We start from the raw sequence: 15982 nt of genomic DNA, 5'->3' as shown, positions 1-15982 counted from the left end.
TATTGCAAAGTTTCGATTATTTGTCTAACCAAGATTTATAGTAGTTTTTGTCTTCAATTTTTAACGCTTCTTCTGTAATTTGCAAAGGTTTGAAAGTGTCAATCATAACCGCTAATTCCAAGGTTTCTTTTTGTCCAATGCTTTTCTCGTAAGTTCCAGGATGTGGGCCGTGTGGAATGCCGCCCGGATGTAAACTGATGTGGCCTTGTTCGATATCAATTCTACTCATAAAATCGCCATCGACATAGTATAAAACTTCGTCAGAATCGATGTTCGAATGATTGTAAGGAGCAGGAATCGCTTTTGGATGATAATCGTAAAGTCTTGGAACGAAAGAACAAATTACGAATCCTTTGCTCTCAAATGTTTGATGAACTGGAGGCGGTTGATGCACTCGACCGGTTATGGGCTCGAAATTATGTATCGAAAAACCGTAAGGATAATTGTAGCCATCCCAACCCACAATGTCAAAAGGATGTGAACTATAAATCACTTCGTGAAGCTTGCCTTGCTTTTTTATTTTTATGGTAAAATCACCAATTTCATCGTGAGTTTCCAGATTTTCGGGCAATTTATAATCTCTTTCGCAATAAGGGGAATGTTCCAATAATTGTCCAAACCAATTTCGATAGCGTTTTGGCGTATAAATTGGACTGGAAGATTCGGTGATAAGTATTTTATTTTCAGATGAATCAAAGTTAATTTGATAGATAATTCCACGCGGAATTATGAGATAATCGCCGTATTCAAAGGAGATATTTCCAAACATGGTTCGCAAAGTCCCGCTTCCTTTGTGGATGAAAAGCACTTCATCGGCATCGGCATTTTTATAGAAATAAGTTGTCAGGGATTGACTCGGCGCGGCAACGCTTATGATTACGTCGCTGTTAACCAACAAAGGCGTTCTGCTTTGCAAATAATCCGAATTTGGAGCTACATCAAACGAAATTAGTTTTCGGGAATGGATATTTTCGGCAACGGCTATTTTTGGTTTGATATCAATAGATTTCCCGATTTCCTTGACCATTGTTGGGCGATGATGGTGATAAGAAAGCGATGCCATACCATCAAATCCAACGGTTCCAAACAATTGTTCGTAGTACAACTCTCCGTTTGGTTTATTGAAAACGGTATGTCTTTTGGGTGGAATAGTTCCTAATTTATGATAAATTGGCATAATTCAAAGGATTAGTGGTTTCAAAATAAGACAAACCTTTCTCAATTAAATGTTTGTTTTCGGGTTGTGTTTGTATCAGTTTTTTTAATTTGCCATAACTTTTAGATGCGTAATCTTGATTGTTTTTTTTGAAATTGGCTTCGTAAAAATTCAAAAGCAACAGCCAATTTTCTGGCGATAAAGAGTTGATTTTTGTCCACAAATCTTCCAGGTTTGTAGTTTTTCCTGCTGCATAATCTGCCACTTCCTGAAAGAGTTTTACTTCCTCAGAAATGGGAATTTTTATGGTTTCTGTGTTGACAACGTGTTTTATTAAATCAAAAGAATTTACGTCGGCTGGACCGGCATAAGCGGAAATAATTTCTTTGCCAATGGCCAAATGGTAAATGCCCCAATTGGGTTGGTAAAGCATTTCTCCCTCAAAAGTTACGGTGCATTCGTTGAAAGCTATCAATTGAATTTTGCCAAATAAATTACGTGTTCCAGAGATTACTTTCCCTTTTACGACAACGCCACTTTCAAATTCGAGAGTCGTAAATTGTCCTTCAGAAATCTTGTAAGCCTCTAAATCTCTTGGCGACATGTCTTCAATGGCAAGATGGATTCCTTTCAGTTTTCCGATTGCAGTGCCAAATCCATCTGCGTGGTTTAGAATTCCGTGACCAATTAATTCTTTGTCTCTATTAGACAATGCAGTTCCTCCTTCGGTGTGGATATAAGCAACTTGTGAAGAATCTTTTTGTGAAATCCTTACTTTTTTGAAAATACCCGAAATTTGGATACCTGTAGATAATTCGATTGTGCCTAATTCTTCGGACAAAATAAGTTTTTGAACGCCTTTCAATCCGCCATTTCGGATGGATAAATTGTCTGCCAATTCTTCTAATACTTTGCTTAAATGTGCAAAATTGGGCGTTACAAATAGTTGTGGCTGAGGTTTGGTAACATCAAAACTTTGGTAAGCTGCCTCAATGCTATAATCTAATTTTTTGACCTTGTCAGACAAGCACCATTTGCTTTCGCCAATGGAAGACAAAAGTCCTGCTCCATATAATTTGAAGTCGGTTAATGTGCCGATTAGACCATATTCCACGCTCCACCAATGTAGGTTTCTCACCATCGCCATTTCGGACAATTCGCCGTTTAGATTTTGCAGGTATTCGATTTCAGCTTCGGCAGCATCGATTGCTGTAGGAGAACTATCTTTTGATTCTTTTAAAATAGACAATTTTCTGACGGCTTGAAACAAAGCATCGTCGTGTTTTGACGTGATGGCTTTTGAGCCAATCATCCCAAATCGTCTTAAATATTCTGCATATTCTGCATTCGCCAAAATAGGAGCGTGACCAGCAGTTTCGTGGATTATGTCTGGTGCAGGAGTATATTCGATATGGTTTTGTGATCTAATATCAGAGGCAATGACCAAGACATTATAAGCCTGAAATTCCATAAAAGCAGCAGGCGGAATCAAGCCGTCCACAGCGGCGGCAGCCCATCCAATTTCTTGCAAAATACGATTCATACCGTACATACTAGGGATTTCGTTAGCTGAAATTCCGGTTTTTGCCAAGCCTTCAAGGTAGGTTTCGTGCGCGTGAATTTTTAAAAATTCAATATTATTTCGCATCACGTAGCGCCATACCGCTTGATCTTGGGCCGTATATAAATCATAATTTTGAGGCTTGATGTATTGCCTTAAATGTACGGGTAACTTGTCTAGAACCGGATTTGAAATGATTCGTGTCATAATCTATTTGTTCAAAAATTAATTCTAAATCAAAATCACTAAATTAGAAACCAATAATTAAAGAGTTCCTCTTCGTTCTTGCTCTCTTTCGATAGATTCAAACAGTGCTTTAAAATTTCCTTTTCCAAATGATGTGGCGCCTTTTCTTTGAATAATTTCATAGAACATTGTTGGCCTTGCTTGAATGGGTTTGGTGAAAATTTGAAGCAAATAGCCTTCTTCATCCCTGTCGACCAATATTCCCAAAGGTTGCAAAACATCTATATTTTCGTCAATTTTGCCAATTCGATTTCGTAAATCCTCATAATATGCATTGGGCACAGTCAAGAATTCGACACCTCGATTTTGCATTTCGGTTACTGTTTTTACAATGTCATCAGTAGCCAAAGCCACGTGCTGAATCCCGGGACTTTCATAAAAATCAAGGTATTCGTCTATTTGGGATTTTCGTTTGCCAATGGCGGGTTCGTTTATCGGAAATTTAATTCTTCCGTTACCATTGCTCATTACTTTGCTCATCAAGGCGGTATATTCAGTCGAAATATCTTTGTCGTCAAACGATAAAATTTGTTTAAAACCCATTACGTCCTCATAAAATTTGACCCAATGATTCATTTTGCCCAATTCCACATTTCCCACCATATGATCCACATATTTGAGTCCGATGGGTTCAGTTTTGAATGTTGGATTCCACGCTTTGTAACCGGGTAAAAAAGGGCCATTATAGTTGCTTCTTTCAACAAACAAATGAATTACATCGCCAAAAGTGTGTATGCCGGATTGAATGACATATCCAAATTCATCGGAAGTTTTAGTAGGTTCCAAATAAGGAATGGCTCCGCGACTTACTGCTTCTTCATAACTTTTAGTTGCATTATCAACCCAAAGGGCGACAAATTTTATCCCGTCGCCATGTTTGTCAATATGTTTTCCCATTGGAGTCCCGCTTTGCAAAGGAGAAGATAAAACAATCCTGATTTTGTCTTGAACGATAACGTAAGATTCTTTGTCTTGATTTCCAGTTTCTAAACCGGAATACGCCAAAGATTGAAAACCAAAGGCCGTTTTGTAATAATGAGCAGCTTGTTTAGAATTGCTGACATAGATTTCTACAAAGTCGGTGCCGTTGAGCGGTATAAAATCATCTTGGAGAAAAGTTGTCATAGATTTATATTTATAATGTTGGTCACAAATATAATTAATGGGATTGTACAATCAGTAATATTTAGTCAATTTTTATGATTATTTTTATGGTATTAAAAAAAAATAGCATTTATATTTGTTAAATATATAATTGGGATAAAGATTTTGCCAAAAAAAATCCCTTTTAAAGGGATTTAATGTTTGGTTAAAAGTTTGATAATGAAAATAATTAGTAAATAGTGTTGATTTTAAGAATGTAAAGGAAAAAACAATTTGATAGTTGTGCCCACATTTTTTTGTGAAATGATACTAAAAACACCTCTTGTTTTTTTCATGAAAGTCTTGCTTATAAAAAGACCTAGGCCCAATCCTTGTTGTTCTTCTTGTTCACGATCGAATTGCTGGTTAACGTCTATTTCTTTTAATTCTTCATTACTAAATCCAATTCCAAAATCCTGTATGACCAGTTCGTAATATTCATTATTGTGTTTTTTTCCGGAAACAATTATTTTTTTTTCATTTTTTGAAAATCGCAATGCGTTTCCTATCAGTTCAAAAAGAATGAAATTTAGGTATTCGTCTTTGATTTTTACATTTGATTCATCAACGTCAAACGATATTCTTTTTGCTAGATTTTTATCTATTCGGGTAATTTCATTTTTGGTTTTTAAAACACAATCTAGTATTTCGGAATAGGAATCATCCAGGAATTCGAGTTTATTGTTCTTTAAATTTTGATAAAGAATGGAGTTTTTTAAGGTTCTGCTCAATCGCTCTCCAGATGTTTTGATGGAATGATACACTTCTTCAATATTATTTTCTTCCAAACAATCTTCAGGATTCATTAAAACATTGATTGAGCCTAAAATTCCATGAAGAGGCGCGTTTATTTCCTGCATGAAATTGCCGTTTTCATTGGAGTTGATGATGTTGTAGGCTTTTTTTATTTTTTCGAATCTTTCAATTTTTATTTCAATAATCGTAATTAAATCTTCAATTTTGAAAGGTTTAGAAATAAAAAGATCGACGCCATTTAGGATGCATTTTTCTTTTTCCTCTTTGTCATTTTTTGCCGTCAAAAAAACAAAAGGGATTTGGTTTAGCATATTGGAATCTTTGACTATTTCATAAAATAAATAGCCGTCCATGATGGGCATCATAATGTCGCTAATAATGATGTCAGGAGTCCAATAATCTAATATTTCCAATGCATCTTGACCGTTAGCGGCTGTTTTAACAGAATAATTGTTTAGAATAAGTAGGTCTGTAATTGTGTCTCTTAAACTTACTTCGTCATCAACCAGGAGTATTTTTTTATTCATAAGGGAGAATTAGCATTACGGTGGTTCCAAAATTTTCTTTGCTCTTGATGGATATCTCGCCATTAAGAAGATCTATGAATTGTTTAACGATTGTCAAGCCTAATCCAGAACCGACTATTGTGCTGGTATTTGTGGCTCTGAAAAATGAAGTGAATAAGTGTTGTATTTCTTCATTTGGAATTCCAATTCCGTAATCTATTATTTCGATTTTAATTTTTTTATCCAGATAGTTTATTATTAGTTTTGGTTCTGCTTTATTTGCCGAATATTTAAAGGCATTGCTGATGACATTAGTGATAATGTGGGTTAACAATGTTTCGTCACTTATTATTTTTTGTTTTTTCCCTTTAATTGTAATTCCCATTTTACGTCCATCAGGTTCGTTGTTGAAATAGGTTTCAATTGTTTTATTTATGAAGTTGTCAAAATCTACTTCTTTGGTTTCTTTTTTGGTTTCCTCCAACTCGTTTCTTCCAAATATCAGGATGTTGTTCATTAATTCAGTTAGTCTATCTACTTCGTTTTTTATTCTATTGGTGATTGACTCGACTCCATCGGTATTTTTTGATCCGTTTATTTTGCTTTTAAATTCGATAAGTTCCGCATTGGAATAGATAATTGTCAACGGCGTCCTAAATTGATGCGATGCCATGGAAACAAATTTTGATTTCAATTCGTTGAGTTCCTTTTCTTTTAAAAGGTTTAATCTCATTTCTTCTGCCGCTTTTATCGTTTCACTGATATCCCTGCTGGAAGATTGCATCCCCATAATCTCATTTTTGCTATTGAGGATTACTTTTGTGATGCTTTCAATCCATGTATAACTGTTGTCTTTCTTTCTAAATCTAAAGATTAAGGGTTTTGTTCTTAGTTTTTTGGCAATTTCTAGATGGGCATTTTGCATTATATGTATATCATCTGGGTGGATGAAATCATACGGGCTTCTATGAATTAATTCTTCGTGATTGTATCCAGTGATATCTTTGGAAGAGTTTGAAACATAGGAGAAAGAGCCGTCTTTATGATGTTGTGTAATTAAATCGGTTGTGTTTTCGGCGATAAACCTAAATTTTTCCTCGGATAATTTTAGTTGACGGTCTTTTTCTTTTATCTCGCTAATGTCTATATGTGTTCCAATAATCTTAATTGGTGTTCCAATAATATTTTTGATGACCAAACCAGAATATTTGATCCACACATAATGTCCTTTTTTGTGTTTCATTCTTTGCACCCCGCTATAACTATCGGTTTTGCCTTGAATATATCTTTTTAAATTAAGTTCAAGTTGTTTGATTTCGTCAGGATGAACATTTTTTCTCCAAAATTCAAGAGTTTGGTCTATTTCGTCCAGATTGTAACCTAGCATCCCGGCCCAATTATAAGAAAATACAGCTTTGTTTGTTATAATATCCCATTCCCACATCCCTTGATTGGAACCTTTTAAATAGAAATCAAATTGCTCTAGGTGTGCTTCTAATTTTGCATTGATTTTGTCTTGATTTAATCGAATGCCTATGTTCTTGGCAACAGTATGTAACACATAAACCTCTTCATCAATCCATTCTCTCTCTGTTTTGCAATCGTCATAACCTATCCAACCCCAAAATTTGTTCTCTGAAAAGATGGGCGTAAAAAGATAGGATTTAATTCCTTGCATTTCCATCGTTTCCACAAATAACGGGTTGTCGCTTTCTTTGACTAATCCGTATAGTGGTTCATCTTTAATCAAGGTATTGTATATTCCTGGCAGTAAGTCGTATGAAATTCCATTCAAGTCCGGGTTGCCTAAATAGGCATCAACACCTTCATTGCACCATTCGTAAACGTAATATAACTTAAGGTCATCGTCTTCGGTCTCATTTTTAAAAATATAGCATCTGTCAATGTCCTGGCTTTTGCCAATTGCAGTAATACACAAATTTAGAGCGTCGTCAATCGAAATTTCTTTCAAAAGATGATTGTTTGCATTTGAAATTCCTAATAGAAGATTCTTCATAATAATTTTGTAACTTTATGAGGTAATTACGCAGTTACAAATATATTTTGATATAAATAAGTAGAGCGAGTAATTACTTATAATTTAAAAATAAAAAGTTATAACTTAAAATATGGATACCTACATTCGTACAATGAGAGTTAAGAAAAGTGAAATACTATTAATTGAAGACGATTTAGCCTTAGGAAGTTCTATTTCAGAGGTTTTACAGTTAAGCGATTTCAAGGTGCAGTGGTCAGTCAACGGGCTAAATGCGCTAGAGTATTTGCAAAAAAACACACCAGATATCATAATTAGTGATTTGATGATGCCTTTTATGGATGGCGAGGAGTTATTTGTCAATATTAGAAAAAACAACAAATTTAACACAATCCCGTTTATCATGATTACTGCAAATATGGATGACGGAGTCAAGTATAGACAACTTGAAAAAGGAGTTAATGACTATATCATGAAGCCTTTTAAATCCAAGGAACTGATTTTGAAAATCAAGAATTTATTGGTCCTGAGAAACAATATAGAAAAAAAATACAAACCGGACCCATTTTCTAAAGTGACCATAAAATTATCTGAAAAGGATTTTTTATCATCGATAAATGATTACATTTTAAAAAATTTAAAATCAAAAATTGGTGTTGAAGAATTGTCAACTCATCTTTTTATCAGTAGGTCAACATTAGATAAACGAATTAGAAAACTCACTAATAAAAATATTTCACAATATGTAAGAGAGTTTAAATTAGATTATGCAATCAAACTTATTGATTTAGGGGAGAGGAATATTCAATTTTTAGTGGATGAAACAGGGTTTAATTCATTTTCTTATTTTTCAACAAGTTTCAAGTCTTATGTGGGGCTTACCACTCGAGATTATTTTAAATCTTTGTAAAGTCAATACGCGATAAATCGCTTTGGTCGTAAATCAGGTTTAATTCAAAATGAATCTTCTTTAATCTAATAATGAGGGGTTTGTGATGTAAAATTAACTCATAAGTATTTTTTTTTAAGGTATTCGTTAAAATAAAGTTTTTTTCAAAATAGCATTATACTTTAGCGCCTAGATGTTGAATGTCTTGCCGTAATAAAGCAGCCTGTTAAAATTGTTTTTGGGGGCAAAAAGGATTTAGGATTAATAAGGCTGTTTTAGGCAAGAACAAAATTCACGTTTTTCACAATAATAATCTCCTTTACAATCAGTCCAAATATGAGTGCAGTTTTAGGTTCAGGAACCCTAGATGACAGTTTATTAAAAAATCCTTTTTTCAAACTGTATGAGTCCCATTTAGTAATTAAGATTAAAGAAGAAATTAAAGTTTTTCGTATTGATGAAATTTCAAATGTGCGGTTTTCCAAAAAAAGAAATTTCACAATAAACATTGTTCTTTTATTTGTGACAATATTAACCTATTCTTATTTATCTGATTTTATACACAAAAATTTTTTCTACAATATTTTATTGTTTGTAACGGCCATAATATCTAGTGTTTTGTCACTTTCTGTAAGAGATCATAAATACGTATTGTTTATCAACATGAATCGTTTTGGCTTCAGAGAATTAAAAATATCCAAAAAAGAAAGTCCACATGCAGAACATTTTGTTTCGATTTTTAAAACTCAATATGTGAAAAAAAAGAATCAAAATGATTTAGATTTTGTAAAATTTAAGCATTCTTCCTAGTGCAAACCGATGCTCATTTTGAATGAGTTTTTTCAAGAGAATTATTTATATTGCAAATGATGTTCTATGATTAGTTTTAGTTCTTGAAAAGAAAAAGGCTTTAAAACATAAGCTTTTGCACCCAAAGCAATTCCTCTTTCTAGATCTGATACTTCTGTTTTTGCCGTGAGAAATAGCACGGGAATATCAGAATATTTTGTTTTTTTTAGTTGTTCCATAAAGCCGTAACCGTCTAATTTTGTCATCATTACATCGCATATGATAAGATCTGGATTAGTTTGGTTTACTTTTTCTAAACCTTCTAATCCGTCATTGGCTTCATACACTTCATATCCTGACAATGACAACAATTCACTGACAGTTTCTCTTAATTTTATTTCATCTTCAATAATGAGTATCTTGGTCATATTTTTTTATGGTTTTTGCAAAGGGAATTGCAAAGTTACTTTTGTTCCTTTTCCTAAATGACTTTCCAATTGGATATTTCCAGAATTTTTTTCGGTAAATGTTTTGACAATATACAGACCGAGTCCAGTTCCTTGAATTCCATTGGTATTGCTTGCCCTAAAGAACGTGTTAAATAGTTTGTGTTGATCTTCTTCTGGAATGCCTATTCCAAAATCTATAATTTCAAGAATAATTTTTGACGAGATTGAAGAAAGATTTAGCTTTATGTCACCAGAACCTTCCGAATATTTGAAAGCATTGTTCAACAAATTAAAAAGGGAGTATTCCATTAAGTTTTTGTCGGCAAAAACCATAAAGTCTTTGCCTTCAAAAAATGTTTGTACTCTGCTTCCGTTTTTTTCATTGTCATAACTAGTTTCAATTACGTCAAGGCAGAGTTGCCTTAAATCAAATTTGATTGGGTGAAAATTAGTTTTGCCCGCATCATTTTTTGAAATAGTTAAAACGGAATTCATTAATTCGATTATTCTGTCAATCTCTCCAGTGATGGTATTTAATTGTTTGTCTACACGTTGTGCTTTTTCAAAATTCTGCCCATCCATGTACATGGATATCAATTCGGCACTTGTCCGGATGGTGGTCATTGGGGTCCTGAATTCATGGGAAATGGTAGAGACTAAATTGGTTCGTAGTTCGTTTAGTTCACGTTCTTTTGCCAATGCTTTTTCAGTGGCTTCCTCTTCTTCTTTTCTGGTTGTTATGTCTCTACTACTAGATTGGAATCCGCTTTTTACGCCATTTTTTTCAACAATATTTGCTCTTGTTTCAAGCCAAATGTATTTTCCGTCTTTGTTCTTGAATCTGGCAGTCGTGCAGTCATCCACTTTTTCAGCGACAAAATCGTTAAAACTCTCTAAAAGATATTCCACATCATCAGGATGGGCATAATCCAAAGGAGATTTTCCTATCATTTCTTCAGGTTTGTATCCCAGCATGTTAATTGCTGATGGGGAAACGTATTGAAAAGTTGTGTTCAAATCATGTAAACATATTAAATCGATAGTGTTTTCTGCCAAAAATCGATACATATTTTTAGCTTCATTGAGTAGAATGGCTTTGTTTTTATTGTTTTCTTCGATTAATATTTTGTTTTGTAGTTCGATTTTTTTTCTCTCGGAAATGTCTATAATTTGAACAACATAATAAATCTCGTTTTTACTGTTTTTTACCAAAGAAACCGAAATGTGTGCCCATACAATTGATTTGTTTTTGTGAACAAACCTTTTTTCAAAACCAAAATTTGATATTTTTCCCGAGTCTAAATCTGCTTTAAAGTCTAGATCTACTTTTAAATCTTTATGATAAGTAAGTTCTTGGAATGTTAATAATTTCATTTCTTGATTCGAATAACCCAGCATTTCGCAAAGCCTGTCATTGACCTCTATATAATTTCCGTTAATGTCAACTATCGACATTCCCACCGGAGAGTGCTCAAAAGCTCCTTTAAATTTTTCTTCGCTTTGTTGTAATTCGAGTTTTAATTTCTTTCCTATCGAAACATCTTGCATTGCTCCAATCATTCGAATGGCTTTACCTTGTGCATCTCGAATGATTACAGCCTTGTCATTTACATAAGCATAACTTCCATCTGATTTTAGATATCGATATTCAGCAGACCATCTATTGTTTTCGCTATTGATTACTGCTTCGTAATGTTTAAGATAAATGTCCTTGTCATCAGGATGCACAAAGGCTTCACACTCACGAGATGTTATGGTGTTGTCTTTGAAGGAGTGTCCAAAAAGCGCCGTGTAACTGGCGCCAACTACAATTTCATCTGTCATTAGATTCCAATCCCAAATAGCGTCTGATGTTGCTTCGCTGGAATAAGTAAAGCGCTCGTTACTTAATTTTAATTTATCTTCGGTTTTCTTGAGTTCCGTGATATTATTAAAAGAGCATACTACATATAGCAGTTCTCCTAAATCATTAAAAACTGGAATTGCATCGACCAATAACCAAACCCTGTCATTTGTCATGGGGCGAAAAACACCCATGATGATGTTTTTTATTGGTTTCAGTTGTTTGATTGCCATTGGTACTGGATGTTCTTCGGCCAGGAATTCCCTTCCATCAAGGTGAATGACTTGCCAGTGCTCATCAAATGAGGATTTTCCCAACATTTGGTCCTCAGTAAGCCCCAGCATTTCACAAGCAGCTTTATTGTATTCTAAAAATTCGGATTGCGGACCTTGTACAATTATTCCAACAGCCACGTTTTCAAGAATGCTATTGAGAAGTTGTTTGCTTTTAAGGATTTCCTCTTGGGCAATTTTTATTTCGGTAATATCCACGCCAAAGCCTACCATAATGTCCAGATTTCCATGTTTGTCAAAAACTGGATTAAACTTTCGCGTATGGTAAGTAGATTCTCCATTTGAACCTATGTATTTTTCATCCCATGCGATTAAGTTTTTGGATGAAGCAGCCTCTAGAAATCGTATTCTTCTTTTTCTTGCATTTTTGGTATTTCTTCCAGTATGTATTGCATACTCAAAATCATTTTTCCCAATTATAAAATTGCGAAGCTCGTCATTCTTAATTGCAAATGGATTTAAATACAGATAATTGTGATTGCTGTCAAATACCGCAATATCAGTTGGGATTTTGTCTAGTATTTTTTCATAAAATTCTTTTTGACGCAATATGGTTTGTTGTGTTTCGATGTGCTCTGTAACGTCTCTACAATTTCCAACATAAATAATTTCATTCTCTTTTACCGATAATTTTAAACTAGTAGAATGCCATACATAATGGCCGTCTTTGTGCAAAACTCGATAGATTATTTCGCTTTTGTCATCTCCTGCTTGAATTTTATTTCTCAAAAATGCAACAACCATTTCTAAATCTTCAGGATGCAATAACGAAGCGTTGTTTTTGCCTATGGCTTCGCTAGTTTCATAACCAAGAAAAGTCTTCCAATTTTCAGACGCATAAATAATAGTCCCATATTGATCAATTTCATAATAGATTTCCTTTGAGTTGTCTATAAATAGTTGAAATTGGGCTTCTTTATCTTTTATTTTATTGGATAATTCCTTGTTTTGCTGTAATAATTTTAGCTTGGATTTAATTTGTAGGGCAAAATATTCTAGCGTTTTTAGCTGAACGATAGAAAGCACTTTAGGGTTCAAGTCCAGGACACAAATAGTTCCCACAACTAAATTCTCATCATTGCATATGGGTAATCCAGCAAAAAAATCAAAATTAAAATCAGAAGTATTTGTTTTTTTGGATTGTGGTTCTAGATTTTTTGAGTCATTGGAAACCGTGATAAATGTATTTTTTTCAAAAACATCCTTGTTGTACAACAGTATGTTTTCTGGGATAGTTGATGAATCAAATCCTTTTTTTGCTATGGTTATTTGGTTTTTATTATCAAGGTGTGTTATGAAAACATAAGGCACCTGACAAATTTCTGAGATAATTGATAAGGTATCGTCAAATTCTTGCTGAAAATTTATTCTATCAGTCAATTTATAAACTTCTGGATCCATTTTATATTACAGTAGGTTTAGTTTGAATAATCATTTTAGGGGCAATAAACTGATTATTGTAATTTGGGAATTAATAATGCAAGTTAGTGTTTATTTTGTTATAAATTAATACTTTGGGGGATGCAAAGCTATTAAACATTTGGTATAAAATCAAAATAATAATTTTATTGAACAATGTTTCTCAAACTAGAATTATTGTTTTTTTATATCCATATTTGTTCAATATAAGATTTAATTAAAGTTAAGTTTTTTATTTTTTCCAATACATAATTTAGTCAAATTAAACTTTGTAACTTTGGCTTTCAAAAAAGAATAATTGATTTCAAAAGCTACCATAGACACCGTTTTCGAAACTGCTCGAGTAGAGGAGGTTATTGGCGATTTTGTGCAATTAAAACGCGCCGGAAGCAACTTCAAAGGATTGAGTCCGTTCTCGGATGAGCGTTCACCGTCGTTTATGGTTTCGCCGTCTAAAGGGATTTGGAAAGATTTTAGTTCAGGAAAAGGCGGAAACGCCGTGGCTTTCTTGATGGAACATTCGCATTTTACCTATCCGGAAGCCATTCGATTTTTGGCCAAAAAATACAATATCGAAATTGAAGAAACCGAGCAGACCGAAGAAGAAAAAGCCAATACCGATGTTCGGGAAAGCATGTACTTGGTTTCGGAATTTGCCAAAGATTATTTTCACAACACGCTTTTACATTCAGAAGAAGGCAAAGCCATAGGTCTTTCTTATTTCAAGGAAAGAGGTTTTACCGGCGAAACGATAAAAAAATTCTCCCTTGGATATTCTCCTGAAACTTGGGATGCTTTTACCAAAGAGGCATTAGGGAAAGGCTATAAATTAGAGTTTCTGGAAAGCACGGGTTTGACAATTCCAAAAGAGGACAGGCCTTTTGACCGTTTCAAAGGGCGCGTGATGTTTCCCATACAAAGCATGTCTGGAAGGGTTTTGGGTTTTGGTGGAAGAATTTTGGGCAATGATAAAAAAGCGGCAAAATACCTCAATTCGCCCGAAAGTGATATTTACCACAAGAGCAAAGTTTTGTATGGAATTTTTCAATCCAAGCAAGCCATTGCCAAACAAAATAATTGTTATTTAGTCGAAGGTTACACAGATGTTATCCAGTTCAATCAAGCCGGAATAGAAAATGTGGTGGCTTCTTCTGGAACAGCCTTGACGCCTGATCAAATCCGTTTAATTAATAGACTCACAAAGAATATAACCGTTCTTTTTGATGGTGATGCCGCAGGTTTGCGTGCTTCGATCCGTGGAATCGACTTGATTCTCGAAGAAGGAATGAACGTGAAAGTTTGTGCTTTTCCTAACGGAGAAGATCCCGATAGTTTTGCCAAGAAAACGCCTTACGAAGAGTTGGTCAGGTATTTAGAAGAAAATTCAAAAGATTTTATCCAGTTCAAAGCTTCTTTGTTGATGGATGATGCCAAAAATGACCCCATTAAAAAAGCCGATTTGATTCGGGATATGGTGGTGAGTATTTCCAAAATTCCGGATCGAATTCAACGCGAAATTTACATTCAGGAGTGTTCTCGAATTATGGATATTTCCGAGCAAGTCCTTGTTAGTACTTTGGCCCAATTGGTACAAAAAGATGTGGCCGATATTGGAAAAAAACAAAAACAGGAACAAAAAGTCTTTGAAGTTGTTAAAAATGAAGCGCCAGCCCAGATTCAAAAAATCGATATTCTCTATGGATTGGAAAGAAAAATCATTGAAATCCTTCTGTTGTATGGAAACAAAACTGAGGTTTTTGAAGACGTGCTTTTAAAAACTAATGGAGAAGGCGAAATTGAAAATGTGATCGAAAAGAAGGAATACAAAGTGTTTCAAAGAATTTATTTGAGTTTGCAGGAAGATGAAGTAGAGTTGGCAAATCCTTTATTCAGGGATATTTTCAATAATTTGATAAACTATTATCTTCAAAATGAAAATTTCAGCATTGAGCAATATTTAATGCATTTGCAACCTGAATTTGCACAAGAAGTGACGGATATTTTAATGGAGGACGAAAGGGTTGTACTCCACAATTGGGAAGGCCAGAATATTTTTCCAAAGACAAAGAATGATTCCATAAGTCAATATGTTGCTGAAACGATTCTAACAATGAGATGGTATTTAGTGGATAGAATTATTGAGGAAATAAAAGGCTCCATATCCTCTGAACCTGATTCAGATAATATAGAGCCTATGTCTATGGCAATGGATTACTACAAACTGATTAATTCTTTTTCGAAAAAATTAGGAAGAGTAATGTCACGTTATAGCTAAACTATTTCGAGTGTTTTAGCTTTGTTTACCAAATCTACTAAATTGGTAACATTCAATTTTTGCAACAGTCTTAATTTATAGGTACTTATTGTTTTTTCATTAAGTCCAAGTATTTTCGAAATTTCGTTGTTTTTCTTGCCATCGCTTAGATAGCGCAAAACTTCCACTTCTCGATTAGACAGTTTTCTGTACAGACGCTCACTTTTGTTTTGTTTCGCAATTAAAGCAAGATTTTTCTTTACAGTTTCATTGATGATTATTTTTCCTTGATTTACTTTGACAATTGCTTGGCCTAAAGTTTCTAGTTTTTCTTTTTTTGAGATAAAACCTGCAACACCTGCTTTGATGGCATTTGGTGCATAAATTTGCTCAGAAAGGTCGCTAAAGATGATGATTTTTGTTTTTGGAAAATTTTTCAAAATATTTTTAACTTCAAAAATACTGGAAAGACCTTCTAATTCTAGATCTAATATCAATACATCAATCTCCTTGGTAAGCAGAATATCTCTTACCATCATAAAATTCCCTACATTGGCAACAATCGAAATATCGTCGTGATCTTTAAAATAAGATTTTACTCCAAAATGTACAACAGGGTGATTATCGGCTAAACAAACTTTTATCATAATTTTAAATTTAGAATTGTTTATCTCATTTATAT

At 33.9% G+C, this 15982-nt stretch carries 11 protein-coding genes; 3 read left to right on the top strand and 8 right to left on the bottom strand.

What is annotated here, in order from left to right:
- Positions 1-16: 16 nt before the first annotated feature.
- The 5 genes from C0430_RS13140 to C0430_RS13120 all read right to left on the bottom strand — a co-directional run bounded on the left by C0430_RS13140 (position 17) and on the right by C0430_RS13120 (position 7385).
- Positions 17-1177, bottom strand: coding sequence for a homogentisate 1,2-dioxygenase (locus tag C0430_RS13140; RefSeq protein WP_290870989.1), 1161 nt, complete (start codon positions 1175-1177; stop codon positions 17-19).
- Positions 1161-2924, bottom strand: a complete 1764-nt coding sequence (locus C0430_RS13135) for an aromatic amino acid hydroxylase (RefSeq protein ID WP_290870987.1) — start codon at positions 2922-2924, stop codon at positions 1161-1163. Before C0430_RS13135 ends, C0430_RS13140 begins: the two co-directional genes overlap by 17 nt.
- A gap of 57 nt (positions 2925-2981) precedes the next feature.
- Positions 2982-4088 carry a 4-hydroxyphenylpyruvate dioxygenase gene (gene hppD, locus C0430_RS13130; protein WP_290870985.1) on the bottom strand — a complete coding sequence of 369 codons (1107 nt, stop codon included), beginning with the start codon at positions 4086-4088 and terminating at the stop codon, positions 2982-2984.
- A 227-nt stretch (positions 4089-4315) separates the two neighbouring features.
- Positions 4316-5389: a hybrid sensor histidine kinase/response regulator gene (locus C0430_RS13125; RefSeq protein WP_290870983.1), complete on the bottom strand. Its 1074-nt coding sequence runs from the start codon at positions 5387-5389 to the stop codon at positions 4316-4318.
- Complete coding sequence (locus tag C0430_RS13120; protein WP_290870981.1) at positions 5382-7385, bottom strand: PAS domain-containing protein; 2004 nt, start codon at positions 7383-7385, stop codon at positions 5382-5384. The genes C0430_RS13125 and C0430_RS13120 overlap by 8 nt, the downstream gene beginning before the upstream one ends.
- Positions 7386-7497: 112 nt before the next feature.
- Here C0430_RS13120 and C0430_RS13115 point away from each other — a divergent pair, with 112 nt between their 5' ends.
- Together C0430_RS13115 and C0430_RS13110 are read left to right on the top strand one after the other, a co-directional pair.
- Positions 7498-8274 carry a response regulator gene (locus C0430_RS13115; RefSeq protein ID WP_290870979.1) on the top strand — a complete coding sequence of 259 codons (777 nt, stop codon included), beginning with the start codon at positions 7498-7500 and terminating at the stop codon, positions 8272-8274.
- A gap of 315 nt (positions 8275-8589) precedes the next feature.
- Positions 8590-9063, top strand: coding sequence for a hypothetical protein (locus C0430_RS13110; protein WP_290870977.1), 474 nt, complete (start codon positions 8590-8592; stop codon positions 9061-9063).
- 41 nt (positions 9064-9104) lie between these two features.
- Here C0430_RS13110 and C0430_RS13105 read toward each other — a convergent pair whose 3' ends face one another.
- The gene (locus tag C0430_RS13105) at positions 9105-9470 is read right to left on the bottom strand and encodes a response regulator (RefSeq protein WP_290870975.1); all 366 of its coding nucleotides are present in this window, start codon (positions 9468-9470) and stop codon (positions 9105-9107) included.
- A gap of 6 nt (positions 9471-9476) precedes the next feature.
- On the bottom strand, positions 9477-13028 hold the full coding sequence (locus C0430_RS13100; RefSeq protein ID WP_290870973.1) for a PAS domain S-box protein: 3552 nt from the start codon (positions 13026-13028) through the stop codon (positions 9477-9479).
- A 316-nt stretch (positions 13029-13344) separates the two neighbouring features.
- Between C0430_RS13100 and dnaG the strand changes: the two genes are divergently transcribed.
- Positions 13345-15321 carry a DNA primase gene (dnaG, locus tag C0430_RS13095; RefSeq protein ID WP_290870972.1) on the top strand — a complete coding sequence of 659 codons (1977 nt, stop codon included), beginning with the start codon at positions 13345-13347 and terminating at the stop codon, positions 15319-15321.
- Here dnaG and C0430_RS13090 read toward each other — a convergent pair.
- Positions 15318-15947 (bottom strand): response regulator transcription factor, encoded by a 630-nt coding sequence (locus C0430_RS13090; RefSeq protein ID WP_290870970.1) that lies wholly within the window; start codon positions 15945-15947, stop codon positions 15318-15320. The genes dnaG and C0430_RS13090 overlap by 4 nt on opposite strands.
- Positions 15948-15982: the final 35 nt, after the last annotated feature.

The sequence above is a fragment of the Flavobacterium sp. genome (assembly GCF_013823965.1).
Lineage (GTDB): Bacteria > Bacteroidota > Bacteroidia > Flavobacteriales > Flavobacteriaceae > Flavobacterium.
Note: the sequence above shows the minus strand (reverse complement) of the source record. Positions and strands in the feature narration are given on the sequence as shown.

Excerpts from the sequence above, each read along its gene's own strand:
- hppD (WP_290870985.1), bottom strand. The coding sequence starts at position 4,088 with ATGACAACTTTTCTCCAAGATGATTTTATACCGCTCAACGGCACCGAC.
- C0430_RS13120 (WP_290870981.1), bottom strand. The coding sequence starts at position 7,385 with ATGAAGAATCTTCTATTAGGAATTTCAAATGCAAACAATCATCTTTTG.
- C0430_RS13125 (WP_290870983.1), bottom strand. The coding sequence starts at position 5,389 with ATGAATAAAAAAATACTCCTGGTTGATGACGAAGTAAGTTTAAGAGAC.
- C0430_RS13100 (WP_290870973.1), bottom strand. The coding sequence starts at position 13,028 with ATGGATCCAGAAGTTTATAAATTGACTGATAGAATAAATTTTCAGCAA.
- C0430_RS13135 (WP_290870987.1), bottom strand. The coding sequence starts at position 2,924 with ATGACACGAATCATTTCAAATCCGGTTCTAGACAAGTTACCCGTACAT.
- C0430_RS13105 (WP_290870975.1), bottom strand. The coding sequence starts at position 9,470 with ATGACCAAGATACTCATTATTGAAGATGAAATAAAATTAAGAGAAACT.
- C0430_RS13115 (WP_290870979.1), top strand. The coding sequence starts at position 7,498 with ATGGATACCTACATTCGTACAATGAGAGTTAAGAAAAGTGAAATACTA.
- C0430_RS13090 (WP_290870970.1), bottom strand. The coding sequence starts at position 15,947 with ATGATAAAAGTTTGTTTAGCCGATAATCACCCTGTTGTACATTTTGGA.
- C0430_RS13140 (WP_290870989.1), bottom strand. The coding sequence starts at position 1,177 with ATGCCAATTTATCATAAATTAGGAACTATTCCACCCAAAAGACATACC.
- C0430_RS13110 (WP_290870977.1), top strand. The coding sequence starts at position 8,590 with ATGAGTGCAGTTTTAGGTTCAGGAACCCTAGATGACAGTTTATTAAAA.